The sequence below is a fragment of the Pantoea sp. NPDC088449 genome (genome assembly GCF_044753225.1).
Taxonomy (GTDB): Bacteria; Pseudomonadota; Gammaproteobacteria; order Enterobacterales; family Enterobacteriaceae; genus Pantoea; species Pantoea floridensis.
Map to the genome: position 1 here is coordinate 58389 of NZ_JBIVMT010000009.1, position 24706 is coordinate 83094.

Here is a 24706-nt window from a genome sequence, read left to right on the forward strand (position 1 = left end):
TTATGCCGTTAAGTAACCCCCGTCCACCGGCAAAATCGTACCCGTAATGAACGAAGCTGCAGGACTGCACAGAAAAACCACTGCTTTAGCCACATCCGCTGGGGTCCCCCAGCGTTTGAGGGGGGTGCGGGATAGAATCGGCTCCGCACGCAATGGGTCATCTTGCAGCGCCTGCGTCAAAGATGTCGCAATCCAGCCGGGGGCCACCGCATTCACCCGGATCCCTTCGGCTGCGTAGGCAATCGCAAGAGATTTAGTGAGTTGCATAATGCCCCCTTTGCTTGCGCTGTAAGCCGGCACCAAACCGCCGCCAAAAAAACTCAGCATGGAGGCGGTATTCACAATGCATCCTCTACTCTGCGCAAGCTTTTCGCGTGCAGCAGCGCAACAACGTAGCGTGCCGGTGAGGTTAATATCAATGACGTTCTCGAACACGTCAACCTGATGCTCCTTCTCCCTGCTGATAATTCCCGCGCAATTGACGAGCAGGTCAAGCTGAGGCAACTCGTTGATAACAGATATTATCGCTGCGTTATCGCGCACATCTAACTCCTGAACAGCGATGGCCGATTCGGCTGGGAGTTGGTGAGATTGGCTCTGCACGCCTGCAGCAATCACCTTTGCGCCCAGTTGAGCCAGCGTGGCAGCGATACCCGCGCCAATTCCCGTGGTTCCACCCGTAATTAAGGCAGTTTTTCCGGCGAATAAATCAGTGTGAAACGTCATAGTGTTGACCTTTTTCATCAATATGAGGGGAAATATCTGTTTGTTCAGGTAACGGTTTTTTCACCAGCAAGAAGTAAACAAGCGCGGCGATAACCGCGATAACCGCACTGGCCATCAGCGCGTTGTCGTAGCGGCCGGTATGCTCCACCACCCAACCGGTGACAATCGGGGCAAAAGAGCCGCCAAAATAACCGCCAAAATTCTGGATACTGCCCAGTGAAGCCACCAGACGTTTGGGGACGATCACGCTGACCATGGTCCAGCAGGCGGCGCTCGACATGTTGATAAAAAACATCGCCACGCATATACAACCGATGGCAACGCCATTGCTGCTGGCAAAGATGGCAGGAAGCGTAAAGGCCGCCCCGCCAAGCAGACCGACGCACACCGGCCACTTACGACTGGCAATCAGCGGCATGCCCCGCGCCGCCAAAAAATCGACAATGCGGCCTGCCCCCATCATGCCGGCCATCCCAAACAGATAAGGCACCGCGACCAGCCAGCCAGTATGTGTGCTACGGACAAACCCCTTTGATGTTCGAGATAGCTCGGCAGCCAGGTAAGATAGAGCCATACCATGTAGATCACGCCCATGAAGCCCACTAACATGCCCCATGTGGTGGCATGGGCAAACAGACCGCGCCACTCCTTACCGCTGATACTTTTTTCACTGACCCGAAAGCGTTCGCCCTCTTCCAAATAGGCCACATCAGCAGCCGATAACGGCACCTGCTGACGATTGCGGTAAATCAGATACCAGCCAATAGCCAACATCATGCCCAGCACGCCGGTGAGGATAAACATCCAGCGCCAGCCGATAGTCAGCATAATGACCGTCAGTAAAGGAGGGGCAATGCAGGGTCCGATACAGCTTGAAGCGATAAAAATTCCAGTGGGCGTGCCTCTTTCGCGTTGGTTGTACCATTCACTGATGACCTTGGCTCCGGCGGGAAATAACGGCGCTTCGCAGGCCCCTAATACAGCACGTGACAGCAGGAAGATGGACAAGTTATTTACCAGACCACAGGCGGCTTGCGCCAGCGACCAGAAAAACATGCCAAGCCCAAGCATGATGCGAGAACCGAAACGGTCTAACAGTGCACCAACCGGCAACTGCGCAAACGCATAGGAGAGCGAAAAGGCCGATAGCAGCCATCCCATTTCGGTGGGTGAGATGTGGAGTTCTTCACGTATCGCCGTATTGGCAATCGACAGTGCACTGCGATCGATATAGTTAATGATGCCAGCGGCTGTCAGGAACAGCAGCGCAACCCACTGTATCCGCGCCACAGTGGCCGTTTTTGCATGAACAGGCATAATCTTCGTCTCTTATTATCGGATTGCAGGTGTATGAGACTGTAGGGTTGAGGCTCACATTGCCGTGTGTCAGCGAATAAACTGGTCGACGTAATCTGCCCCAAGGCCAACGGATTCGTAGTGTTTACGACACATATCAATTTTGGTGAACACATCCTCAAAACCAATATGTTCGCCCCAGGGATCGACGTAGTACATGCATCCATGCACCTGGAACATGGTGATCATCTCTTCCACATCTTCATCGACCACCAGCGTGTGCGTTTCACCCGGGGGTTCAAAAACATACCCCCCCTCCACGGCTTCCCAGTCATGTTCAAGATAGCGCCAGCGCCCTTTGATGACGTAAGCATGGACCGGAGCCGGATGACGGTGACGACTCAATACGCCTGATTTCCTGACCCGAAGAAGGTTCATCCAGTAACCCGCCGAACGATTCAGACACAATGGTCTGAACCACACATTCTCGGCCTGAGGTACCCAAATGCGTTCATCATCGGGCACGGCATTCGGCACCACTAAATCAGGCACCATGTCAGTAGGTTGATTAAATTGATAGGGCATACGGCGCAGGGTTTCTGCATCTTGTTTGATTTCTGATTTGCTCATCATAGCCTCATTAGTTGTCCATATTGTGGATAGTAAATCCACAATATGAATGCATTAAGGCCAGGATTTAAAAAGCTGGCAATATCAACTGCGTAAAACTGTGGGGAAGTTCACTAAATAGCCAGATCAATGGCATGGGATTACAGATAGAGATGCAGCAGCATTGCGTTATAAATGGTGACGCAATGCTGTATGCCCTTAGTCTTTTAAACTCAACGTGTGTTGGGCAAGTTGGGTGATGGCAGCATAGTTTTCATCGTGCAGCATTTGTGGTGTCGCCAGCCACGATCCCCCCACACAAACGACGTTAGGCAAATCCAGATAACGCCGGGCATTGGCCGCCGTTATGCCGCCGGTCGGACAGAAACGCACGGCCGAAAAGGGACCTGCTACTGCTTTCAGCGCCTGTACACCGCCGTTGGCTTCAGCAGGAAAGAATTTGAACTCCGTCAGGCCCATTTCCATGCCCATCATCAGTTCCGAAACCGAACTGATACCGGGTATGAATGGCACCCCCCGGCTTACCGCGTGGCGTAAAAGCGCATCCGTGATGCCGGGGCTGATCACAAATTTTGCGCCTGCCGCCTCGGCTTCCCTGAATTGCTGATTGGTAATGACCGTACCCGCTCCGATGATAGCTTCCGGCACGTGCTCAGCTATTTGGGCGATAGCATCCAGTGCGCAATCCGTTCTCAACGTCACCTCCAACACCTTAATCCCCCCCGCCAACAGGGCTCTGGCAAGGGGAACTGCCTGGGAAACCTTTTCAATGACCAGTACCGGGATCACCGGCCCCTGTTGCATCACGTTTAAAGCGGTTAACTGTACGTCGGACATTTATCACTCCTGTTATAGACCACATTCATTCTGACATGTCATAAATCATGACTGATATATCATGCCCGACTGTTGATGGGCGGGTTTTTAGAATGAAAACCGTAGTAAAATCTATATTCGTGATCGAAATCTAATCATTTGAATAAACCTCTTTTGGGTTACTCTCACCAATGCTAGTTATTCTGACATGTCAGATGACATTTAAAAACAGGATAATGTGATGAAACTTCTCAATACTTCACCACCGGCTCAACGGGGAAACAAACGCTGGAGCGTGGCCTTTATTTTGCTGATAGGTGGGTTTATCAACTATCTCGACCGTGCCAGTCTCGGCGTGGCGGCACCTTCAATGATGAGCGATCTCCATTTAACCAATACTGATATTGGCTTAATGGGTTCGGTATTCTCACTGTGCTTTGCATTCAGCCAGTTGCCCGCAGGCTGGCTGGCCGATCGCTTTGGTCCCCGAAAGGTCTACGCGTCTGCAGCGTCACTGTGGGGCTTATCCACGATGTTGACAGGTTTATGCAGCACCTTGCCCGCACTCTTGGTCGCTCGCGGATTACTGGGGATGACGGAAGCCCCCGGCTGGCCAACTTCTGCCAAAATCACGTCAATCTGGTTTCCCCGTAAAGAGCGGGCACTGGCCAGTTCTGTCTGGGATGCCTCATCCCGATGGGGGCTTGCCTTCGCCCCCCCATTGCTGGTGTTTATGAGCATTCATTTTGGCTGGGGGGCGCTTTTTTACCTTGCTGGCAGTCTGGGCGTGTTGTTCGGTATCGTGTTTTTTATGATTTATCGTCACCCGGAGAATCACAGCAGCATCAGCGCTGCGGAGCGTGATTACATCCTGGCTGATGGCGGTGGTAGCCTGCCGCAACAAACCGACGGGGAGCGGGTAAAGTGGAGCGAACTTTTCCGTTATCGCTCCATGTGGGGCATGATGCTGGGCTGGTTCTGCTATATCTGGCTGTTCAATATCTTTGTCACCTTCCTGCCGCTTTACCTGATGAAAACGCAAAACCTGACGTTAAGCAGCATGGGTATTTATGCCAGCATCCCCTATCTAGCCGGCATTGTCGGTGCAGCCCTGGGAGGTTATGCGGTTAAACGACTGATTGATGGACGCCACGTAGCAGAACCCCTCAAGGCTAAGAAGATCGTCATCATGGTGGCCGCTTTGATCAGCGGTGCGACCACGGTCGCAGTACCGTTTTGTGACTCTCTGGTTGCTGCTCTCACGATGATGACTGTTGCCATGTTCTTTCTCTCTGCGGTTTCCTGCACGTGCTGGGCGATTCCCGGCGATGTCGCATCAAACGATATAGTGGGAACCGTGTGCGGGATTCAAAACTTTGGCGGCTTCTTTGCGGGAGCCTTATCCCCGCTGGTAACGGGTTATATTGCCGACGTCACCGGATCCTACTCGATGGCATTTGTCAGTGGCGGTGTGATCGCGGCGTTAAGCGGGCTGTGCTACTGGTTTATGGTGCGGAAACCGATTGTTCGTTACGATGAGCACTCTGCAGCGGCAAACCAGGCTGTGCAAAGTCACTGAAAGTGCTGGTGAGAAGGCAGGTTTTACCTGCCTTTTCTGTTCCTTACTTCGCGGTATAGGGTTCCCCACCAACGTGTACTTTATAGATACGGAAGTTTGGCACCGCCGGATTATCAAAATTCATCTCTCCTCCCACCCATGAGTTCAGATGATTACTCACGAAGTAGAGATCGCCCTTACCTCCCCAACCAATGGTATCTGGCCAGGCAATCGCATTATCAGTCACGTAAGGGGCCACCTTGCCGGTTTTGGCATCGCGCTTCATCAGACCATTCAAAGTCAACGCCGTCATATAAAGGTTACCGGCCCGATCTGCTGTCATCCCGTCAGTGTTCGATGGCAGCGTATTCGCCACTTTAATACCCTTTTCAATCTGCGCTTCGGTTTTGGAAAAATCACGTAACAGCGCGGCAGGCACACTCATCAGGCGGTTGCCCGTCAGATTGGTCCAGTACAGCGTTTTTTTATCACCGGAAAGTGCAATCCCGTCCGCGCCTGTAAGCATGGCATTGGGCTTACCGTCTTTATCTTTCAGGACTTTCTCACCGTGAATACTGAAGGTGAAGCCTGGCTGGTCATTAACCCATTCTGGATTGGTTAACACCTTTTTAGCCTGCCCGCTCTTCATGTTGTAAACCAGCAATGCGCCTTTGAGTGGGTGGCACATGATGCCGGAATCGGTGATGTATACGACACCGTGGTCGTTATCGACCGCCACATCATTGAGGAACGAGCAGGTAAAATCGACCTGGTCGCTGGTAAAGGTATAACGTGCAACCTCTTTATTTGTGTTCAAATCCCATGCAATGAGCTTTTCATCACCCGCTTTGTTGGGCGCGCCTGCAATGTGTCCTTGATCCAGAATCCACATCACGTTGTTGCGGTCAATTTCAAACCCCAACACCGCTTTCAGACCTAACGGATTTTTCACATCATTCATTTCAAGGCTTGGGAACGGCTGGAGCTGCCATTTGCCCTCTTTTTTAACCAGGCGGGATAAGGTCGCGGGGACCTCGGCGCCGCCCCAGCGTGCCGTACTGACATAAATATTACCCTGTGCATCGACCTTTACGCCGTGCAGCATCGCTTTGGTATCGTTCTTTTGCCATGCGGCTTCAGCGGCAGCATTGCCGAGGTCGTAAGGAAGGCGGTTCCATTCAGCAACGACCTCCAGTTTTGGTTGTGCCGCACTCATTGCCATCATCGGTACGGCTGCGAGAACGCCAGCCACCAGCATCGGTAATATTGCAGTATGTGTAGCTAATTTATCGGTAACCATTTGATATTCCCCTGTCATTTGCCAGACACTTCTGACATGTCAGAATCTAGCATTGAAAAGTTTATTTCCCCGATAATTATTTTTTTAAAACCCACGCTGCTTCACATAAAACATATTCAACGATACAGGCGATGCTCGGTAAAAGAGTTTTGGATGTAATTACCACTCATTAGCATAGATATATAAAATATATAAGACACTGATTAACATGAATTTAATTTATTTAAAATTAATTAACGCCCAGCCCCAGGTAATTATAAGCTTGATTTATAACCACCATAAAAATAATTTATATCCAGGGTGATTATTTTTTAAATTTCGACCAATAACCTCGCTTTCTAAACATCGTTTCACTGAATAAATGAAATCAATTCACTCGTCCAACATTCCCCAATGCACTGATAAACAATGAAAATTCATGCAATCACCACTAACATGTTAGATGTCAAAAACCATCTTCAGCAGTTTCGTTAGCAACTTGTACGCCAACCCGCCACCCATTCGTGACAAACATCACAATATTTCGCTATTTCATCACGTTATTGTGAATGGCGTTACATAAACACAACAATCATCATGCGCAAACCCTCCCAATTGATAGATTATCTAACATGTCAGTTATTCATGCTTAGCTGTTAGCTTTACCTGTCCAGCAATACCTTTGGAGCAATGAATCAGACCTCCACTCTGATCGGGCTCTCAACACAACATAAGAAGCAGGGTTTCCATCATGAGTTCACTTACACGCCAGTCAGCGCCCGACGTCGCTGATGAGATTGAAAAATCGACCATACGAAAAACCATCATGATGCTGGTTCCACTGATGCTCGCGATGTACGTTGTCGCTTACATCGACCGGCAGAATATCAGCTTCGCCAAACTGCAGATGGTGAGCAGCCTCGGCTGGAGCGAGTCCGCCTTTGGCCTGGGCGCATCGCTCTTTTTCATTGGCTATCTGCTCTTCAGCGTACCGGGAAATTTAATCCTGTCGAAAGTGGGCGCTAAACGCTGGTTCGCACTCAGCCTGTGTGCATGGGGGATCATCACCATCGCGCTGGCATTTACACAAAGCCTGACGATGTTCTACTCGCTGCGTTTTGTATTGGGTCTGGCTGAGGCCAGCTTTTATCCGGGACTGATTTTTTACTCTACACAGTGGTTCCCCACCAAATACCGTCCGCGCATCGTGGGTTATCTGGTTACGGCCAGTATGTTCGCTAACATGATTGGCGCCCCTCTGAATGGTTCTCTGCTCAGTATGCACGGCATCATGGGGTATGAGGGCTGGCAGTGGCTGTTCCTGGTGACCGGTCTGCTGGCGCTGATTCTGGTGGTACCGGTGCTTTATTTCTTCCCAGGTACACCTGAAGAGTCACGTTTCTTATCAGCAGACCAGAAAAAGTGGCTGCTGCAACGTCTGGAAGCCGAACGACGTGAGCAAACGGATAAATCGGTTGATACCCTGTTCAAATCACTCACTGACACCCGCGTGTTAGCGCTGGCGCTGGTTTACGGTTTTATCTGCTTTGGTGCCTATGGCATCAGTTACTGGATGCCCACTATCGTGAAGTCGTTTGGCGTTTCCGACATGGCCAATGGATTCCTGAATATGATCCCATGGGCACTTGTTATGTTGCTGCTGCGCTGGCTGACAAAAAATCCGGACCGCACCAACAACCCGCTGATTAACGTCGCTATGCCAATGTTTACCTCCGCGTTATGTCTGGTTGGCTCCGTTTACTTCTTCTCTCAACCTGCCATCAGCTTTGCCTTTATCTGCGGCGTGGTGTTATCAGTGTTTGCCATTCAGCCCTGCTTCTGGAACATGGCCAAGTTCCTTTCCGGCGCTTCCGCTGCCGCAGGCCTGGCCGCTATTAACTCACTGGCTAACCTGGGTGGATTCTTCGCGCAAAATACTATCCCCCTGGTACGTGATCAGATGCAGAGCGCCTCTGCTCCGATGGTTTATCTGGCGATTGTCATGCTGGTCGGCGGGGTCTGTACCGTAATGATCATCAAATGGTTGCAACGTAAAGGTGCACCATCTACCGCCACTCCAGCGACCAACTAACATTTCAGATAAAGAAAATATATGTGACTAATATCACCCTTTAAGTTAACAACCATTGTTAACTCACTGTGTATTCGTCACCATAAATTAAAACTAACATGTCAGATTGAGATAATCATGAAAAAGATTGTGGTTCTCGAACCAGGCTATGAGCACTACCAGGAAGAGATCGATGTGCTGGCTGCATTCAATCCTGAATTCATCGTGGTACCCAAAAGTGCCTCGCAGGAAGAACGCGCCAGAGCACTGCTGGAGGCAGATGCATTAATGATCCGTGAAGCGCCACTGCCGCAGGAATACATCGCATTACTGGATAAATGTCAGGCGATTGTGCGCTATGGCGTGGGTGTCGATAACGTTGATCTTGGCGCAGCGAAAGAGAAGGGCATTTATGTCGCGAACGTGCCCGATTACGGTTCAGAGGATGTCGCTGAGCACGCGCTGGCCCTGCTGTTGGCAGCATCACGTCGCATCACCTCACGCAACCAGCAGGTTCATGAAGGTCAGTGGAACATTGGTCAGGCAGAACCGATGTATCGCCTGAGCGGCAAAGTCCTGGGCATCGTCGGCTTTGGCCGTATTGCCCGTTGCCTGGCAACCAAAGCCAGCGGCATCGGCTTTAGCCGCATGCTGGTGTGCGATCCGCTGCTCAGCGAAGCCGATGCCCTCGCGGCAGGCGTTGAGAAGGTGTCCCTTGAGGCATTGTGTCAGCAGGCCGACCTTATCTCACTGCATGTGCCACTGTCTGATAAAACGCGCCATCTGATCGGTGCTGAACAACTGGCACTCATGAAAGCCACCACAATATTGGTCAACACCTCGCGCGGTGGCCTGATCGACGAGACGGCGCTTTATCAGGCTCTGGTTGAAAAACGCCTGTTTGCCGCCGGGCTGGACGTATTCGAGCAGGAACCGGTTCGTCTGGACCACCCTCTACTCACCTTACCCAATGTGATTTGTACCGATCACACCGCCTGGTTCACGGAGGAATCCGTTATTGAACTGCAGCGAAAAGCCGCGCAGGAAGTCCTGCGCATTCTCGAAGGCAACAAACCCCTGAACTGGGTTAACCCATAAATTTCCGTTTCCAAGGAGCACACCATGTACAGCAAAGACATTATTGACGGTTATCGCGCGATTTTCTCCACAGCCTCTATTGCCGATGCCTGCGACCAGATTGTCGGTAAAACCATGTTTTTACCTTTCGAGGTGAAGAACCGCATCAACGATAAAAAGATCGTTGGGCCCGCAGTAACCATTCTTGAAGATGTCACTGAGGAAAAAGTGCCGCCACAACACGCGCTTGATGCCATTGATGAATCAGAAGCCGGTTCAGTCATTGTGATTGGCGGCTGCACGGCGCTGGAAACGGTCGCCGTGTGGGGTGGACTGATGACAGCCGGCGCCGTGGCCAATAAACATGAGGGCGCGGTGTTAATGGGCGGCGTGCGTGATTTAATTGAAATTCGCCGCGATTACGACTTCCCGGTATTTGCCAAAACCGTGACGCCGGGTACCACGCTGGGCCGTTTTAAAACTCTCGCCTCCAACAAGCCGCTGCAGATGGGTGACGTCACGGTTCACCCCGGTGACCTGATTGTGGGTGATGTAGACGGCGTGGTTTGTGTGCCACAGGCACATGTTGAAGCGGTGCTTGAGCTGTCCATTTCAATCGATAACCGTGAGCTGGAACAGGCAAAACTGATCATCGCGTCAGGTTCACTGCGCGAAGGTCTGGCGAAGTACGGCCGTATCTGATCCCCTGCATTTCAACGCCCTGAGGCTGTTCAGGGCGTTCTCCACAGGATCTCTTTTATGAAAACTTTCGATATTCTTTCTTTTGGCGAGCCGCTGTATGAGTTCAGCGAGTTACCGCAGGGCGAAATCCCAACGCGCTATCTCAGCGGCTTCGGCGGTGACACGTCAAATTTTGCCGTCAGCGCTGCCCGACAAGGCGCAAAAGTCGCCATGCTGACGCAACTGGGAAATGATGTGTTTGGCGATAAATTTATCGCCCTGTGGCAGCAGGAAGCGGTAAATACCGACTTCGTGTTACGCCATCCTGATGCGCCCACCGGGATTTACTTTATTACCCATGATGACGCAGGACACCACTTTACGTTTTATCGTAAGGGATCGGCAGCGTCACTTATTCGCCCCAATGATTTACCGCAGGCTGCGATCCAGCAAGCGCGCCTGTTACATACCTCGGCCATCACATTGGCCATCAGCGAATCTGCCAGTGATAGCGTATTTGCCGCCATTGATACGGCGCGCCAGCATGACACGCTGGTCTCATTTGACACCAATCTGCGTCTTAAACTGTGGCCACTTGCGCGTGCGCGTGCGGTGATCCATGAAGTCGCGCGTTTAGTGGATATCTGCCTGCCCAGCCTGGATGAGGCGCGTTTGCTTACCGGTCTGGAAGATGCCGATAACATCGCCGATTTCTACCTTGCACTCGGCGTAAAACATCTGGTGTTGAAAATGGGCAGTGACGGGGCGATGTATGCCAGCTCGGACCAGCGTTTACGCGTGGCGGGACACCGTGTTGAAACTGTAGATGCCACGGGTGCAGGCGACTGCTTCTCCGGTGCATTTCTGACACAGTTTCTTGCCGGAAGCACACCTGCTGATGCATTAAACTATGCCAATGCTGCCGCGGCACTCACCACCACAGGCTATGGTGCGGTAGCCCCCATCCCTGGCCGCAATCGTGTAGAAACCTTTATTGCTTCTCTGTCTTAATGGCTCGCGCGCATTCAACAGGATGCGCGATCTCCTTTCAATGCGTGTCCGACCAAGAGGTTATCTGGTATAAAGACAGCTTCTGCCGTTTAGGCAATCGCAGGTAATGGAGAAGTCACACAGCATGGCGCAGGACCTTCTGAAAGACGTAGTGTATAAGCGAATCAAGGACATGATTATCAACGGTTCGTTGCCGATGGGAGGTAAACTGTCGGAATCTGCACTGGCCACCCGTCTCGCAGCCACCAAAGCGCCGGTGCGCGATGCATTGCGACGCCTGCAAAGTGAAGGTCTGGTGCAAATCAAACCGAAAAGTGGCACCTTCGTCTTTAGCCTGAGCGACGTGGAGTTTAAAGACCTGCTTGAGTTTCGTTTTTATGTTGAAGCGAAAGCGATGTCACTTTCACTGAAAAAGAATCCTAAACAGCTGGTGCAAGAGATTTCCGCCATTCTCGACAATATGGATTACTGCATCAGTAATGGTTCAACTGTTGAATACATTCGACTGGATAACCTGTTCCATGAAGCCCTGTTCAACTGGTGCCAGAACCCTTATCTCACTCAGGCCTATTCGCTTATCTCATCTCGTATGGCCACCATTCGTCACTATATGGGCAGCAACGATGAGCATATGAATCGTTCTTATCAGCAGCATGTGACCATTGTGAAGGCCATGCGAGAGAATGATTACGACACTGCTCTCGACGCATTACAAGGTCACATACTGCCTGAATTTGGCGCCTACTGGGGCTTGTTGTAAGGCCAGCTAACTAGACTGTATCAGCAAGCGCTGAATGCGTTCAGACGTCAATGAGAGATGGCGATACATTGCCTTTGAGGCCGCCTCCGCATCGCCAGCAATCACGGCATCACAGATTGCAATATGTTCGGGTAATGTCGTCAAAAAGGGTTCCTGCAACTGAGAGGCGACGGTGTTCTGACACCACTCAATCTGGCTCCACATCTCCTGCATCATCTTGCTTAATCTGGCATTGTCGCAATAGTGCAGAGCCAGTTTATGCACCAGTAAATCAACGGCTGGCAAAGATTGCTCAACACCCTCTTGATGCAATTTTTCGCCCGCCTGAAGGTAGAGCGCGCGGGTTTGCTCCGCCTCCTCGCGCGGAATATTCGGTGTTGCCAGACGGATCGTGGCGCTCTCCAGCGCAATACGCACGTCAAACAGCTCTTTCACATCCCGGGCATTCAGCGTCGCGACAAATACGCCGCGACGAGGAAAAATCTCCATCAAACCCAGAGCTTCTAATTTTCGCGCGGCATCGCGCACAGGCGTGATACTGATATTCCATTGTGCCGCATAGTAACTCAGGTCAACACGCTGGCCTGGCGTTAACCGACCTGAAATAATTTCCTGACTCAGTGCATCGACAATCTGGTTGCCGAGTGTTTCCAGAGAGATCGCGGGCAGCGCCTCAGTTTTGGTCTGCGTCATTATGGTCATCCAATACATCGCTCATTAAGCAGCTAACAGGTAAGGTGCTGAAATCTTATATATCAGTCTACGTAGCGAAGGGGGGTGAAACAAGTCCACTCCTTTTGCTTAAGCCCGATGGTGATGAATATGGCTGTAGACTGACACGGCGATAAGGATCACAAATCCATTTATCGCATTTTGAACATAGGGTGAGATCAGCAAAATATTCATTAAATTACTGAGGGCGGCCAACAAAAGCACACCCGAGATAGCATGCTTGATGCCGCCAAATCCGCCCGACAAGCTAATACCTCCTACCACCAGCGAGGCAATCGTGGTCATGAGCATATCCCCGCCAGAAGCCGCAGCGATATAACCGGTCCGACTCAGGAACATAAATCCAGCCACCCCGGCCGCTAAACCGCTCAGCATGTATACGCACAAGCGCACATTGTTCACACTCATGCCGGAATAATGGCTGGCACGGGCATTCGCGCCGATGGCGTAGAGTTTTCTACCAAAGCGGGTCTGATTCAGCATCCACCAGGCGATGACGGTCATCAGGATGAAGAGATAAATCGGCGCGGGCAGCCCAAACCAAATGCTGTTACCAAAATGGGTGAAAAAAGGATCGGGATAGTAAATTGGCGCGCCGCCAGTCGTGAGTAAAATAATGCCACTCAAAAGTAATGTGCTGGCAAGCGTGGCGATAAATGCCGGAATGTGCAGTCGGGTCACCATCAGTCCATTAAGTAGGCCAAACAGCAGCGCCACCATAAAGCCGGCGATGATGGCGGGCCATAAGCCGATATAAGGCAAGCCGCCAAGCAACATCATCGACTGCTGCTCTGACCCCGCTCCGCCCATGATCACTGCAGACAAAATCAAAATACCGACCATAGAGAGGTCTAATCCGCCCGATATCACCACCAGTGATTGACCCAGCACCAGCACGCCCACAATTGACGCCTGATAAGCAATGGTGATGAGATTATCCGGTCGGATAAATACCCCGCCGGACACCGCCGTAGCCAGCAGGATAAAAACCACCAGCACCACCACTGTTCCATTATCTTGCCAGAAAGCGGGATTGCGCAGGTTCAGGCCTGTTTTAACTGTTTGGCTTGTCATTAATTTCTCCTACACCTTTTCTGCACGCATGACGGTAGCACCGACGACGATAATGATGACCAGCGCTTTGACAATGTCCTGGTAGAAAGGATCAAGGCTCGCCAGATTCATGATGTTGGCAATGGTTTGATAGATAATCACTCCCATCATGGCCTTCAGGATGTTGCCCTCTCCTCCAAAAAGGCGCGCCCCACCAATGACAATGGCGGCGATAGAATCTAACTCCCAGCCCTGCCCCACATGAGGAACCCCTGATGAGGTTCGCACCACCAGCATCAGCCCCGCCAGACCCGACAACGCACCCGCCAGGGTATAAACAATAATCTTGTGGCTGCGCACCCCAATCCCCGCGAGGCTGGCCGCACGTTCGTTACCGCCAATGGCATACAGATTTCGGCCAAAACGCAGCGAACTCAGCAGCCAGTAAAGTCCCGCTGCCGCGATTAGCCATGTCAGTACCGGCAGCGAAAACACCGAGAAACTGAATTTGAAGCTCGCCAGTTTGGCCATCGGTACAGCCACGCTCTTCTCCGACACCACGAATGCCAGACCGCGGGCAATGCCCATCACACTAAGGGTGGCTATCATCGGCGGCACGAGCCCCCAGGTGACCGCAAGGCCACTCAACAGTCCTAATGCGGCTCCCGCCAGGCAACCTGCAACCATCCCCAGCCCGGTTGAAACCGGCACCACGCTGGAAAAGATCACCGATGAAAGCGCCAGAATCGCCGCCACAGAGAGGTCAAAACCGCCAATCAACACCACCAGAAACTGCGCACACGCCAGAATGCCGAGAATTGAGGCCTGATTGAGAATATTGGTGATATTAAGACTGGTCAGAAAAACCGGAGAGATGATCGAAGCCACCATCGCCATCGCTAGCCAAATCAATACCAGCGCCCAGGTAGAGAACAACTTCCTCAGCACACTTTCGCCAAGTGGACGATGCAAAGAGAGTGACTCTTTTTTGTTTAAAAGCGTTGAATTCATGCTTCCTCCTGCTGCGGCACGGCTTTAGCGGCAACCGCAAAAGACATAATCTCTTCCTGGCTGGTGTTTGCCGTCGTCAGCAGTGCGGTCTGGCGACCTTGAGCTATAATCAGGACGCGATCAGAAATCCCCAACACTTCAGGCAATTCGGATGACACCACCACCACAGTAACCCCGGTTTGCGCGAGCTCATCAATCAGACGATAGATTTCCGCTTTGGCATTCACATCGACACCGCGCGTAGGTTCGTCCAGCAGCAGCACTTTCACCCCTGCAGCCAACCATTTGCCTATCACGATCTTTTGCTGATTACCCCCCGACAAACTCCCAGCCAGCACCTCCCCAGAAGGCGCTTTTATTGATAACTGTTTGATGAACTTGTCGCTAACCGACCGCATTTGTCCCCGGCTAAAGTGCAAAATATTGCCCAGCCGATTGATGATGGGATAAATAAGATTGTCGTTGATCGCGCGGTTAAGGATCAGTCCACTGTCGCGACGCTCTTCCGGCACCAGCCCCAAACCAAAGCGAACCGCATCGCGAGGGTGTCGGATATTGACCACCTGCCCTTCAATACTGACGCTGCCTTTATCGGGTTTGCGCAAGCCAAACAGCGTTTCGAGCAGTTCACTACGCCCCGCGCCAATAATGCCGGCAATTGCCAGCACTTCGCCTTTATTAACACTAAAGCTGATGTCTTCAAACTCGCCATGGCGGGCTAATCCTTGTACGGTTAACCCGGCCGACTCGGTGCGACGCGAAGCTCGAGGAAACTGCTCTGCAAGGGGTCGGCCCACCATCGCTTTGATGATGTCGCTGTGGCTGAGCGACGCAACCGCAGCGGTAAGAATGTAGTGACCGTCACGCAACACGGTGAGCCGGTCGCCCAGCGCGGTGAGCTCTTCCAGGCGGTGAGAAATATACACAATCCCCAACCCCTGCTGGCGTAACTTGCGCAGCAGAACAAACAGGTTGGCTACCTCATTGTTGGTCAGCGAAGCCGTGGGTTCGTCGAGGATCAGGATGCGATTGTTATAGCTAAGCGCTTTGGCAATCTGCACTAACTGTTGCTGAGCAGGAGCCAGTCGGTCGACCCGCGTATCAGGAGAAACATTCAGGTCAAAGTGACTGAGCAGCTTTTGCGTGTTCTCACGCAATGCCTCGTGGTTAATACGTCCCATACTTAACAGGGGTTCATGCCCAAGATAGATATTTTCAGCAACGCTCATGGCAGGGATCAGATCCAGTTCCTGCCAGACAATACCAATGCCGTGGTCGAGACGCGTTTTGGCATCCAGCACGGTGGGTTTCCCATCAATATAAATCGTACCGCTGTCTGGCTGTGTGGCGCCGGTCAGCACACGCATCAACGTTGATTTTCCCGCGCCGTTTTCGCCGACCAGACAATGGATCTCTCCGGGTACCAGATCAAAATTAATGCCGCTGAGTGCGTTCACGCCCGGATAACGCTTTGTGATACCTTCAAGTCGGGCCATGGGTTGCAAGAGAGGTTGCATATCGTATTCCCTGGTGTTGACGTCAATGAGAAAGCAGGCAGCCATCTCGGTCACCTGCATTGACCGGGGTTAGCAGCAGCCGACACCCATCGCTTTTAACTCCTGAATACGCAGCGGTAGGCGCGCTCGGTTCTGATCGGTATCCCGCTGGAAAATCTCTTTTGGTACATACTGAATTTTGGGCTCAATCGGTTTGCCAGCTTTGAACAGTTTGAAGACCTCCAGCGCTTTTGCTCCAAAGAACGGCGGAGTCTGCACACTGAATCTCGCCTCACCGTTGATCATCGCTTGCAGGCCATCAACCGTGCCGTCTTTGCCCCACAGATATCCCAAAAGCTCATTTCTGCCAGCCGCTTTAATGGCCTGAATACCGCCTGTCATCATGTCATCGCTGTCAAAAACAATGCCGTCAATCTTTCCTTTAGGAAAAGCCTGGAACAGATCCTCCACACATTTCCGTCCCGGTTCGCGCGAATAGAGTCCATCACAGCTGGCAACGAATTTGATATCAGGGTATTTGCTCAGTACGTTATCTAACCCTTTCTGCTCATCCACCACCGGTGAAGCGCCTTTATTACCGGTGATATGCAGCAAGTTTCCTTTCGGCGCACCGTTCTTTTCCGTTAATCCTTTCACCACGTCTTTTCCTACCAGCTCACCGGTGTCGACGAAATTGGTGGTCAGCAAGGCCAGCCATTGACCTTTACCCGGTTCACCAGGCAGGGCGCGATCCACCACAATCAATGGCACATTCGCTTTCGTGGCCATCTCAGGCACGGGGGCAAGGGGTTCATACTCGATAGGTGCCACTATCAGCAGTGCGGGCTGGCGAGCCAGTAAATCCTCAATGTCAGAGATTTGTTTCGCCGGATCCGAGTTAGCATTGGTCCAGACAAAGCCGTAGCCCGCGTCCTTGAAGGTTTTCTCCATGTCCTTGGTATCCATGACGCGCCATTCGTTTTCCATACCCGCCTGTGAAAAGGCCACCAGTTCCTTTGCCCAACTGGCAGCCGGAGCCGAAAGCAGGGCGAGTGTCATTGCGCCAGCGAGGGCGTATGTTTTAGTTGTTTTCATTTTGACTTCCTCGATTGTAGGGTGAGGTTTGTAATTGGGAGTGTTGTCAGGTCATTAAGAATCCACCGGTGACATTGAGCGCCTGGCCTGTCATGGCACTGGCCGCATCACTGGTTAAAAACATCATCGCAGCGGTGACTTCTTCTGCCGTCACAAAGCGTTTCATCGGCGCAGCCTCTTCCCAGGCTTTACGCATCTCTTTCAGGCTTTTACCTTCAGCTTCTGCCTGACGTACCATCACATCTTCAATACGATCGCCCTCAATCGGCCCCGGGCAAACGGCATTGACGCGAATATGATCATCAACCAGTTCCAGCGCCAGTGTCTGGTTCAACCCTAACAGGGCCCACTTTGAACAGACGTAATCGGCGCGATAGGGTAAACCGCGCCTTGCCACATTGGACGCGGTAATAGCAATCGCGCCGCCCCCTTGCGCTTTCATAAAGGGGATCACTGCTTGGGTCACAAGCATGGTTCCGGTGAGGTTGATGTCTAACGTTTCTCTCCACTGCACCAGTGGCATATTTTCCACCAGATTGTAGTGACCATTGAATCCTGCATTGTTAATCAGTACATCAATGCGGCCAGCAAAGCTGTCGGCTGCCTGCTTCACGGCTAACTGCACCGCCTCTTGATCGCGAACATCAGCCCTGAAAGCGACAGCCTCTTGACCGCTGGCCTGTACTTTCGCCACGGTGTCGCTGGCATCGGCAAAATCAATGATGGCGATGGAAGCCCCCTCGCGCGCGTACGCCGTTGCGATCGTCTGCCCCAGTCCTGCTGCAGCGCCGGTGATTAATACGTTTTTTCCCTGATATCGCATGATGGTTTTCCTCAATATGAATACTGGTTAAGTATGTCGTCACGTACAGTCACCCCAAGACCGGGCGCATCGGGTACCGCCAGGCAACCCTCATGGAGTTCAAAGCGTTGGTGTAGCAGGTCGTCACGCAGTGGATTATGTTTGCGGTCAAATTCAATGACCGGCTGGTTGAGCAGCGGGACACCGTTGGCCGTAAAGGGAAACGGCGGGATGGCGGCGACAGCATGCAGAGCAGCTGCCACAGCAATGCCCGAGCCCCAGACATGGGGCACCGTCGCCACCCCCCAACTGTTCGCCAGCGTGAGAATCTGGGTAAAGGCGGTGAAACCGCCACTGACGGCCAGATCGGGTTGCACAATGTCAACACAACCGCTGGCAATGAAATCCCGGAATCCGTAGCGGGTGAATTCACACTCCCCTCCGGCAATAGCCACCGGGTTTTCCGCGCGTACTTTGCGATAGCCGTCGCGATCTTCTGGCACCACCGGTTCCTCAAAGAACAGTACACCCAACTCTTCCATCATTCGGCCCATACGCACGGCTGTCGCCGCGTTGTAGGCATGGTTCGCATCAACGAGTAAGCCGATGTGCGGGCCAACCGCGTCACGGATGGTGCGTAAACGGGCGATGTCGTCCTCGAGCGAGAGCAAACCGATTTTGACTTTCAGCAAACCGAAGCCCGCATCAGCGTAACTCGCGGCTTCGTCATGCAAGGCCGTGAGCAGCGAAGGGAGATGACTGAAATCCTCTGGGTAATAGCATCCCGTGGCATAGGCGGTAATTTTGTCGCGAAAGCGCCCACCCAGTAGCTTCCAGACTGGTAACCCCGCCGCTTGTCCGGCAATATCCCATAATGCGATATCAATGGCCGATAACGCTTCGATATAGGTTCCACGCTGACCAAAATCACGTGAATATGCATATAACTCTTCCCAAATCCGCACGGGTTCTGTTGGGTCACGGCCCAAGATGCGCGGTGTGAAGACATGGTCAACGACGGCTGCCACCGGTTGCGCTGGACCGTATTGGCCGCCCTCTCCCCATCCTACTAGCCCCGTATCCGTCTCAATTCGCACCAAGTAACTGTTTCGCTCCGGAAACGACGCCTGGGAGGAATAAAATGTTTTATCACCCAACGGCACGCGCAAAAGGTGAGAACTCACTGATTTAATTTTCATTATTGCTCACTCATATTTATAGAAAGAGGGAAGACACCGGACCTTATCCTCTGAAGCGATACTCGCGTTGACCCCGCACGCCAGGCCTTAAAGCGAATAGACTGCCCGCTAAAGGTTGCTGCTGACGTTGTGCTTCTGTCAGTCCCCACCAGGCTGTGGTGATAAACAACACATCACGATCTTGGCCCCCAAATGTCAGGCACGTTGGGTTATCAACGGGCAGAGGAATAATGCGGTCAATGCTGCCGTCAGGTGCATAGCGCACTACGCGTGCACCGCCCCACTGCGCATTCCATAAATACCCCTCTTCATCCACGACCGAGCCGTCTGCCAGACCGGGTTGACCCGCCAGATCGACAAAAATGCGTGGTTCACCGATTTCTGCGGTCAAGGGATTGTAAGGAAAGACTTTTATCGTCCCTTGCGGCATATCAGTGAAATAAAGGAGGGTTCCGTCTGGGCTCCAGCAAATCGAGTTCGCGCACGCCACTTCAGGCAGTATCCGCTTCACATTGATACCGCCCTCCCAACACCAGAGCGCTGAAAGAGGCATTTGCGGCGTCCCCTCATGCATTCCGCCACACACAAAGCGCCCGGCAGGATCGACCCTTCCGTCATTAAGTCGTGTATCCGCCTGGTCTTGACCGACGCTTGCGCACAATTCGATTGCCCCCGTCAACGGATTCAGCCGACCGAATCCTTTCTCCAGCGCCAGCATAATGTCCGAGCCTTCTGACAGAGCAATGGCCCCCGCCCGCTCTTGCAGGGGAAAAATAGTGGGCAAGACGTTTTGGTTTGGGTCCCACTGCCACACTTCCCGGGCGTGGATATTGGTCCACCATAGCTGCCCGCTACGATCGTCCCAGAGGATGCTCTCCCCTAATACGTTTTTGCAGTCGAGAAAAAGTTCAGGTGATGCTGAAACGTGCAACATAGGCAAATCCTGAATGAATTAGATTGATATTATAAGTATCAAATCTGATATATCAGGCAAGCTAAAATGTGAGCATAATGTTAGAATTGTGATCATGCAGACGAATTTTTGGCCACCTGTAAGGTAGCCACGATATGCACTATACGCCGGTAATGGCCCGCCCCAAGTCTATTCCGTCGAGGTGACGAGGAAGGTTGATACTATAAATGTTAAAACGTTGCTCTGATTTACCGTTAGCCGTCACTGTGTTAACAGGTTGTTTCACAGGGATGTAAAGCTTGCGATCCTGCGAGATGAATGAACCGTCTGGCCGCACAAGACGTGGGTCGCTCACTAACACTGCTGTCTTCCCTGTCGGTGACCATACCGTGATGTTGTGCGTCACGGTTTCAGAGAAATAGACGTTCCCCTCCGAGTCCATCGCGCAGCCACCGGAAAAGTTGTTGTCGTAGACCGCCTCAACCTGTGAAGCTACTTCAGCATCAGATCGAGTCATGTCGCGTAAGATTCGCGTTTCAACACGATAGAGAGGTCCAGTGGGTGCCGCCCAGTAGAGCCATTTACCATCAGCGGTAATCTCAATCATATCGCTGTTGGGTGGATGAAAAGTGGTGCCACCTTTGACATGCGCCAGCATCGCGGGAGGGGCTTTATCACTGGCTTTGACAACAGACAGACCAGATAACCGTCTGATCGTTTTGCCGTTTTCAAGATCATGCACAATGATGCCGCCTAAACCAGAATCGGATACGTACATCAGCGAACCATGGAAACGTAGATCGTTTAACTGCGCACCAGGCGGTAAGATGTGATCGTCGAAGCGTAATATTCTCAGTATTGCTCCGTTTTTTGCATCTAGCTGGACAATTTTTTGGGCACCGGGTGCGGGTTTACTGTACTGTTCACCAAAAACGCCCGCGCTCAATGAGCCTTGATCGACACACCAAACGGTCTCATCATTAAAGACATGCACGGAATTGAGGTACACGAAAGCTTCTCTACCATCGTCACCTGGTTTCCATGTGTTCCAGCTGTTACCCGGAAATGGCTGTAGGCTGCCATCCGCGGCTTGGCGCGCCAGTGAGGGAGTCGAGAATTCGGCAGAGTAGCGCGGTAAACCAAGAAAAAGTCGATTATTGCGCGTGATAGCGACCTGATTAGCCATCCAGGGTGACTGAAGGGCTAATTCGAGTTTTATGGTCGGTATAGCGGCGATGCTCATGCGCACATTCATGGTACATAGCACTGCAAAACCTTTGATTAAAGTACGTCTTGAATAAGGCACTCTATAGTCCTTAATACAGGGATTGAGTATCTACTTTAAAACTTTTTTTGATTTTAAGCTTAACATCTTGGTGTATGAGGCAGCCAAAAAGATGTTCAAATCACATATTGAAAATTACAACTAATTTGTCAGCAATTGCTGCTATAAAGTCAGACTTTATAAGCACGGAATGCCATTTCCTATAATTAACCTTGCACACATCACGCCGTAGTCATACTTTATTTAATTAGCTTTGCCTGTATAATCACAGTAGAGAGACTATTATAGTCTGATATATTGAAAGAAAAGAGGGATAAACATCAACTTGATGGATTCCCGCTCGATTTTAATCAGGTTCACCAGAGATCCGATACCTCATTATCTCACTCTGGTGATGTCCGGTTGTTAACTGAGATAGGATGAAAATCCTCATGGATAAACAATGGAATATCTAACCCTTGTCGATTTGTTCAGAAATGTCATGAAACATCCTGCCCAGCAGGTATTGCCTGTATTTTGTTTTATCAAACCGAATGATCAAGGCTTCGTCTTCGTCTGCAAAATGACGGATTCCAGTGCTTCTAGCTTCTTTGAAGTTCTCCTTACTTAGCGTAAAGTCTACAGCTTCAAAAGCCATTAGTTCATATCGGTCCTGAAGCATAAACGTTTTCATTGACCTTTTCGTCTTTTCGCAAAGTGTCGATGCCGTTAGAGACAAAACAGCACCTTCTGATTTCTCTTTAAGTTTGACGGCTAATCCTGCAGGACCTTCTATATGAGAAATGCTGAAAGATATATTCTCATCATCCCATAAGGGATTTAGATGATGTTTAGTATAAAAGTCAACCTGGCCTTTCAAGCTTGAATTACAAGTGCTACAGCATGGAATTAAATTATTAAGAACCAGAGCCAAGTGCGGATATTTATTCTTACAGTAAAAATGGTCTAAAGTAGGTCTAAAACCTCTTTTATCAACCTGGATTGTAAAAGCATAGGATTGATTACAATACGGGCAGGTCCTCGCCAGAGACATCTTGCATAACTTGTACGCGTTCCATTCACCTTTCTTCTTGACAAAATCATCATATTTAAACAGCTCTTTTATTTTTTTAATGTATGCTTTTTGCTGAACTATATCATATGATAATAAACCCTTGTAATATTCAAATCTAGAAATGCTTTCTTCAATATCTTTTTCTCCACAAAGTATCAGTAAGTGATAAGTATCCTCAATAAATTCTCTTGCTCTCACCTTACCATCACTACGGGACCTGTCTTTTTCAAGATATGAACTGATTATTTTTTTCAGAAAAAGAGCATGCTCTTTCTCTGCGTTCTTCCAGTTATCTTTTATTGAAATAATCACTAGCGCGCATCCCTTTTGCGTTCATTAATAAGTCTATGCAACTCTGCCTTAATGACAGGATTATCAACAACTGAAATAATCATTTCATCCATCTCTGATAATCGTCCGTTTTTAATATTTTCAATAACCTGAGTTATTTTCTTTGCTGAAAACTCGCCAATGGTGTTTGTCCCGAACGAGTCACTAAGCAAGGCGTATAAAGGTGCAGCAAATCCCGATAAGTTACCGTTGGTGTTTTCATCCATTCGACAAATGAAATCTTTAGGAACATCAGTTGCTAAAATTGGAGAGTGACTGGCAAGAATGATTTGAAGAGAAGATAAACCCTCGTTAACCTTCAAATTTTTCATGATTTCATTTAATGTATTAATATAGGATTGTTGCCATTGAAGATGTAGGAAAGCGTCTCCCTCATCGATGAGGACAACAATCTCCTTAAAATTTTTACTTAAAGCCTTGACCGATTCAGAAATGTGAACAATCTGGCTCATTAGAGCCATCTCACCTGAACTTACATTTTCGAAACCCAGGGATAGATACTTCCCTACTCCAGTGTAATTTTGATTAGAGCCACTCACAAATGGGTCTATAGTTACATGCAACTCAAAATCTTGGAGTTTAATCTTCCTCTCTTCAACTTAAATTCAAGGTGTCTTCTGTTCTTTCGTACAAAGCTAAATAATGTATTAACATCTTTAAAAATCCTGGCAGATCTATTCTCATTCATAAAGAATGGCAGTGAAATAGGCAACCTTAAATGTTGAGTAACTAACTGAGCAACCCTGAAATCGAAGTCATTTGTCTTTGAAAGTTTATCTAAAACTGCAAACACAACAAACACTCGCTCCTCTTCATTTTCATCTAAGAGATCTTTAATGAATTGACTGCACACCCTGTCTAAAATCGTTTCAATCTCACCTTGAAACTTTTTAATTTCAAAAGATGATATATCATAATCCTTATCTTCTTTTTTTAATCTATTCCTTCTTGACTCAAGTTCTTCTGCTTCCTCTCTGAGAGATTTTATTGTGGAAAAGTTAAAATAATCAGTATGGTAGCCATCCTTAGAGTCAACATACTTCATCATAACTTCAATTATTATACGGGAGACGTTAGTGTAATTGACCACACATGAAGCTGTAACTTTCGGGTTTATTTTAAAATAAGTGAGAATCTCTTCATACTTATGAATGTCAAAGTTAGCCGAATAACCAGTAATCTTACCAGACGCGTCAATGAAATTTTCATTCCCACTTTCAAAGGTAGGCTTGAAGGGCAGTGATGTAAAGTAAACCATACCAATCTTGCTCATTCCATAATGGTTTAATTCTAGTCCTTCTTCATCGTAGAACCTGCAGTTATAATAGTATGCGCTCTCTTTTTTATATGATATAAGATGGTTAATGATTTCACTTAAAGCACGGGTTTTTCCAGAACCATTCTTTCCTACAACCAATGATAATGAATCAAAATCATAGAAATCCCCATATTTATACTTGTCCATCTGAATGGTAAAGTCATTTACCTCAATCCTTGATAACATAACCCCGCCTTATTTCTTTCAAAAGGAAGTAACTCAATACTTATCGTTAAACAACCAAATAAAACACACCGTTTCAGCCGAATTGATAAAAGGCTTGCATATAAAGTGTATGACCTTACCTCTACTTTAAGTTAGGAAATGACGTTTTATCAATCTTATCACATACCTATTTGGTGTATAGCCGCTCTTCATCTGATGATTACACCATTAGGTTAGATGAAGTCGATCATTTACCAATATGTCAACTTTGAGTGATTAACCCTGCCTATCGCCACGATAGTTAACCTGATCATATACCCAGCATTT

24 protein-coding genes are annotated in these 24706 nt (G+C 49.9%); 6 read left to right on the forward strand and 18 right to left on the reverse strand.

Features of this window, described 5'->3' with window-relative positions; all coding sequences use genetic code 11:
* The 5 genes from ACIP6T_RS24560 to ACIP6T_RS24580 all read right to left on the reverse strand — a co-directional run bounded on the left by ACIP6T_RS24560 (position 1) and on the right by ACIP6T_RS24580 (position 3489).
* Complete coding sequence (locus tag ACIP6T_RS24560) at positions 1-726, reverse strand: SDR family NAD(P)-dependent oxidoreductase (protein ID WP_400459889.1); 726 nt, start codon at positions 724-726, stop codon at positions 1-3.
* Positions 710-1300, reverse strand: coding sequence for an MFS transporter (locus ACIP6T_RS24565; RefSeq protein ID WP_400459892.1), 591 nt, complete (start codon positions 1298-1300; stop codon positions 710-712). The genes ACIP6T_RS24560 and ACIP6T_RS24565 overlap by 17 nt, the downstream gene beginning before the upstream one ends.
* Complete coding sequence (locus ACIP6T_RS24570; protein WP_400459895.1) at positions 1186-2043, reverse strand: MFS transporter; 858 nt, start codon at positions 2041-2043, stop codon at positions 1186-1188. Before ACIP6T_RS24570 ends, ACIP6T_RS24565 begins: the two co-directional genes overlap by 115 nt.
* 69 nt (positions 2044-2112) lie before the next feature.
* Complete coding sequence (locus tag ACIP6T_RS24575; RefSeq protein ID WP_400459898.1) at positions 2113-2652, reverse strand: 2,4'-dihydroxyacetophenone dioxygenase family protein; 540 nt, start codon at positions 2650-2652, stop codon at positions 2113-2115.
* Positions 2653-2850: 198 nt separating this feature from the next.
* Positions 2851-3489 carry a bifunctional 4-hydroxy-2-oxoglutarate aldolase/2-dehydro-3-deoxy-phosphogluconate aldolase gene (locus ACIP6T_RS24580; RefSeq protein ID WP_400459901.1) on the reverse strand — a complete coding sequence of 213 codons (639 nt, stop codon included), beginning with the start codon at positions 3487-3489 and terminating at the stop codon, positions 2851-2853.
* A 220-nt stretch (positions 3490-3709) separates the two neighbouring features.
* Here ACIP6T_RS24580 and ACIP6T_RS24585 point away from each other — a divergent pair, with 220 nt between their 5' ends.
* The gene (locus tag ACIP6T_RS24585; RefSeq protein ID WP_400459904.1) at positions 3710-5047 is read left to right on the forward strand and encodes an MFS transporter; all 1338 of its coding nucleotides are present in this window, start codon (positions 3710-3712) and stop codon (positions 5045-5047) included.
* A 43-nt stretch (positions 5048-5090) separates the two neighbouring features.
* Here ACIP6T_RS24585 and ACIP6T_RS24590 read toward each other — a convergent pair whose 3' ends face one another.
* Positions 5091-6326, reverse strand: coding sequence for an L-dopachrome tautomerase-related protein (locus tag ACIP6T_RS24590; protein ID WP_400459911.1), 1236 nt, complete (start codon positions 6324-6326; stop codon positions 5091-5093).
* Between the two features lie 730 nt (positions 6327-7056).
* Between ACIP6T_RS24590 and ACIP6T_RS24595 the strand changes: the two genes are divergently transcribed.
* From ACIP6T_RS24595 to ACIP6T_RS24615, 5 genes are all read left to right on the forward strand, one after another.
* A complete protein-coding gene (locus tag ACIP6T_RS24595; RefSeq protein WP_400459914.1) occupies positions 7057-8397 on the forward strand; it encodes an MFS transporter in 1341 nt (446 codons plus the stop codon).
* A gap of 117 nt (positions 8398-8514) precedes the next feature.
* A complete protein-coding gene (locus ACIP6T_RS24600) occupies positions 8515-9474 on the forward strand; it encodes a C-terminal binding protein (protein ID WP_400459917.1) in 960 nt (319 codons plus the stop codon).
* 24 nt (positions 9475-9498) lie between these two features.
* Positions 9499-10155 (forward strand): RraA family protein, encoded by a 657-nt coding sequence (locus ACIP6T_RS24605; protein WP_400459919.1) that lies wholly within the window; start codon positions 9499-9501, stop codon positions 10153-10155.
* Positions 10156-10212: 57 nt separating this feature from the next.
* Positions 10213-11145, forward strand: a complete 933-nt coding sequence (locus tag ACIP6T_RS24610) for a sugar kinase (protein WP_400459922.1) — start codon at positions 10213-10215, stop codon at positions 11143-11145.
* Between the two features lie 124 nt (positions 11146-11269).
* Positions 11270-11905 (forward strand): GntR family transcriptional regulator, encoded by a 636-nt coding sequence (locus ACIP6T_RS24615; protein WP_400459925.1) that lies wholly within the window; start codon positions 11270-11272, stop codon positions 11903-11905.
* Positions 11906-11911: 6 nt separating this feature from the next.
* Here the strand turns inward: ACIP6T_RS24615 and ACIP6T_RS24620 are convergent, their stop codons facing one another.
* From ACIP6T_RS24620 to ACIP6T_RS24675, 12 genes are all read right to left on the reverse strand, one after another.
* Positions 11912-12598: a GntR family transcriptional regulator gene (locus ACIP6T_RS24620; protein WP_400459928.1), complete on the reverse strand. Its 687-nt coding sequence runs from the start codon at positions 12596-12598 to the stop codon at positions 11912-11914.
* Between the two features lie 108 nt (positions 12599-12706).
* The gene (locus tag ACIP6T_RS24625; protein WP_400459931.1) at positions 12707-13711 is read right to left on the reverse strand and encodes an ABC transporter permease; all 1005 of its coding nucleotides are present in this window, start codon (positions 13709-13711) and stop codon (positions 12707-12709) included.
* Positions 13712-13720: 9 nt separating this feature from the next.
* Positions 13721-14701, reverse strand: coding sequence for an ABC transporter permease (locus ACIP6T_RS24630; RefSeq protein WP_400459934.1), 981 nt, complete (start codon positions 14699-14701; stop codon positions 13721-13723).
* A complete protein-coding gene (locus ACIP6T_RS24635; RefSeq protein ID WP_400459937.1) occupies positions 14698-16218 on the reverse strand; it encodes a sugar ABC transporter ATP-binding protein in 1521 nt (506 codons plus the stop codon). The genes ACIP6T_RS24630 and ACIP6T_RS24635 overlap by 4 nt, the downstream gene beginning before the upstream one ends.
* A gap of 69 nt (positions 16219-16287) precedes the next feature.
* Positions 16288-17292: an ABC transporter substrate-binding protein gene (locus ACIP6T_RS24640; protein WP_400459940.1), complete on the reverse strand. Its 1005-nt coding sequence runs from the start codon at positions 17290-17292 to the stop codon at positions 16288-16290.
* A gap of 46 nt (positions 17293-17338) precedes the next feature.
* Positions 17339-18115, reverse strand: coding sequence for an SDR family NAD(P)-dependent oxidoreductase (locus ACIP6T_RS24645; protein WP_400459943.1), 777 nt, complete (start codon positions 18113-18115; stop codon positions 17339-17341).
* 11 nt (positions 18116-18126) lie between these two features.
* A complete protein-coding gene (locus ACIP6T_RS24650) occupies positions 18127-19194 on the reverse strand; it encodes a mandelate racemase/muconate lactonizing enzyme family protein (protein ID WP_400459946.1) in 1068 nt (355 codons plus the stop codon).
* Positions 19195-19336: 142 nt separating this feature from the next.
* The gene (locus ACIP6T_RS24655) at positions 19337-20227 is read right to left on the reverse strand and encodes an SMP-30/gluconolactonase/LRE family protein (protein WP_400459949.1); all 891 of its coding nucleotides are present in this window, start codon (positions 20225-20227) and stop codon (positions 19337-19339) included.
* Between the two features lie 139 nt (positions 20228-20366).
* Positions 20367-21449 carry an SMP-30/gluconolactonase/LRE family protein gene (locus tag ACIP6T_RS24660; protein ID WP_400459952.1) on the reverse strand — a complete coding sequence of 361 codons (1083 nt, stop codon included), beginning with the start codon at positions 21447-21449 and terminating at the stop codon, positions 20367-20369.
* 493 nt (positions 21450-21942) lie between these two features.
* Positions 21943-22857 carry a hypothetical protein gene (locus ACIP6T_RS24665; protein ID WP_400459955.1) on the reverse strand — a complete coding sequence of 305 codons (915 nt, stop codon included), beginning with the start codon at positions 22855-22857 and terminating at the stop codon, positions 21943-21945.
* Positions 22857-23435, reverse strand: coding sequence for an AAA family ATPase (locus ACIP6T_RS24670; RefSeq protein ID WP_400459958.1), 579 nt, complete (start codon positions 23433-23435; stop codon positions 22857-22859). The genes ACIP6T_RS24665 and ACIP6T_RS24670 overlap by 1 nt, the downstream gene beginning before the upstream one ends.
* A gap of 14 nt (positions 23436-23449) precedes the next feature.
* Entirely contained in the window at positions 23450-24400 is a 951-nt protein-coding gene (locus tag ACIP6T_RS24675; RefSeq protein ID WP_400459961.1) for a hypothetical protein, read from the reverse strand.
* Positions 24401-24706 lie beyond the last annotated feature (306 nt).

What these genes read in the sequence shown, in the direction of transcription:
- ACIP6T_RS24560 (WP_400459889.1), bottom strand. Translation starts at nt 726, where the DNA reads ATGACGTTTCACACTGATTTATTCGCCGGAAAAACTGCCTTAATTACG.
- ACIP6T_RS24565 (WP_400459892.1), bottom strand. Translation starts at nt 1,300, where the DNA reads ATGGCTCTATCTTACCTGGCTGCCGAGCTATCTCGAACATCAAAGGGG.
- ACIP6T_RS24570 (WP_400459895.1), bottom strand. Translation starts at nt 2,043, where the DNA reads ATGCCTGTTCATGCAAAAACGGCCACTGTGGCGCGGATACAGTGGGTT.
- ACIP6T_RS24575 (WP_400459898.1), bottom strand. Translation starts at nt 2,652, where the DNA reads ATGAGCAAATCAGAAATCAAACAAGATGCAGAAACCCTGCGCCGTATG.
- ACIP6T_RS24580 (WP_400459901.1), bottom strand. Translation starts at nt 3,489, where the DNA reads ATGTCCGACGTACAGTTAACCGCTTTAAACGTGATGCAACAGGGGCCG.
- ACIP6T_RS24585 (WP_400459904.1), top strand. Translation starts at nt 3,710, where the DNA reads ATGAAACTTCTCAATACTTCACCACCGGCTCAACGGGGAAACAAACGC.
- ACIP6T_RS24590 (WP_400459911.1), bottom strand. Translation starts at nt 6,326, where the DNA reads ATGGTTACCGATAAATTAGCTACACATACTGCAATATTACCGATGCTG.
- ACIP6T_RS24595 (WP_400459914.1), top strand. Translation starts at nt 7,057, where the DNA reads ATGAGTTCACTTACACGCCAGTCAGCGCCCGACGTCGCTGATGAGATT.
- ACIP6T_RS24600 (WP_400459917.1), top strand. Translation starts at nt 8,515, where the DNA reads ATGAAAAAGATTGTGGTTCTCGAACCAGGCTATGAGCACTACCAGGAA.
- ACIP6T_RS24605 (WP_400459919.1), top strand. Translation starts at nt 9,499, where the DNA reads ATGTACAGCAAAGACATTATTGACGGTTATCGCGCGATTTTCTCCACA.
- ACIP6T_RS24610 (WP_400459922.1), top strand. Translation starts at nt 10,213, where the DNA reads ATGAAAACTTTCGATATTCTTTCTTTTGGCGAGCCGCTGTATGAGTTC.
- ACIP6T_RS24615 (WP_400459925.1), top strand. Translation starts at nt 11,270, where the DNA reads ATGGCGCAGGACCTTCTGAAAGACGTAGTGTATAAGCGAATCAAGGAC.
- ACIP6T_RS24620 (WP_400459928.1), bottom strand. Translation starts at nt 12,598, where the DNA reads ATGACGCAGACCAAAACTGAGGCGCTGCCCGCGATCTCTCTGGAAACA.
- ACIP6T_RS24625 (WP_400459931.1), bottom strand. Translation starts at nt 13,711, where the DNA reads ATGACAAGCCAAACAGTTAAAACAGGCCTGAACCTGCGCAATCCCGCT.
- ACIP6T_RS24630 (WP_400459934.1), bottom strand. Translation starts at nt 14,701, where the DNA reads ATGAATTCAACGCTTTTAAACAAAAAAGAGTCACTCTCTTTGCATCGT.
- ACIP6T_RS24635 (WP_400459937.1), bottom strand. Translation starts at nt 16,218, where the DNA reads ATGCAACCTCTCTTGCAACCCATGGCCCGACTTGAAGGTATCACAAAG.
- ACIP6T_RS24640 (WP_400459940.1), bottom strand. Translation starts at nt 17,292, where the DNA reads ATGAAAACAACTAAAACATACGCCCTCGCTGGCGCAATGACACTCGCC.
- ACIP6T_RS24645 (WP_400459943.1), bottom strand. Translation starts at nt 18,115, where the DNA reads ATGCGATATCAGGGAAAAAACGTATTAATCACCGGCGCTGCAGCAGGA.
- ACIP6T_RS24655 (WP_400459949.1), bottom strand. Translation starts at nt 20,227, where the DNA reads ATGTTGCACGTTTCAGCATCACCTGAACTTTTTCTCGACTGCAAAAAC.
- ACIP6T_RS24660 (WP_400459952.1), bottom strand. Translation starts at nt 21,449, where the DNA reads ATGAGCATCGCCGCTATACCGACCATAAAACTCGAATTAGCCCTTCAG.
- ACIP6T_RS24675 (WP_400459961.1), bottom strand. Translation starts at nt 24,400, where the DNA reads ATGTTATCAAGGATTGAGGTAAATGACTTTACCATTCAGATGGACAAG.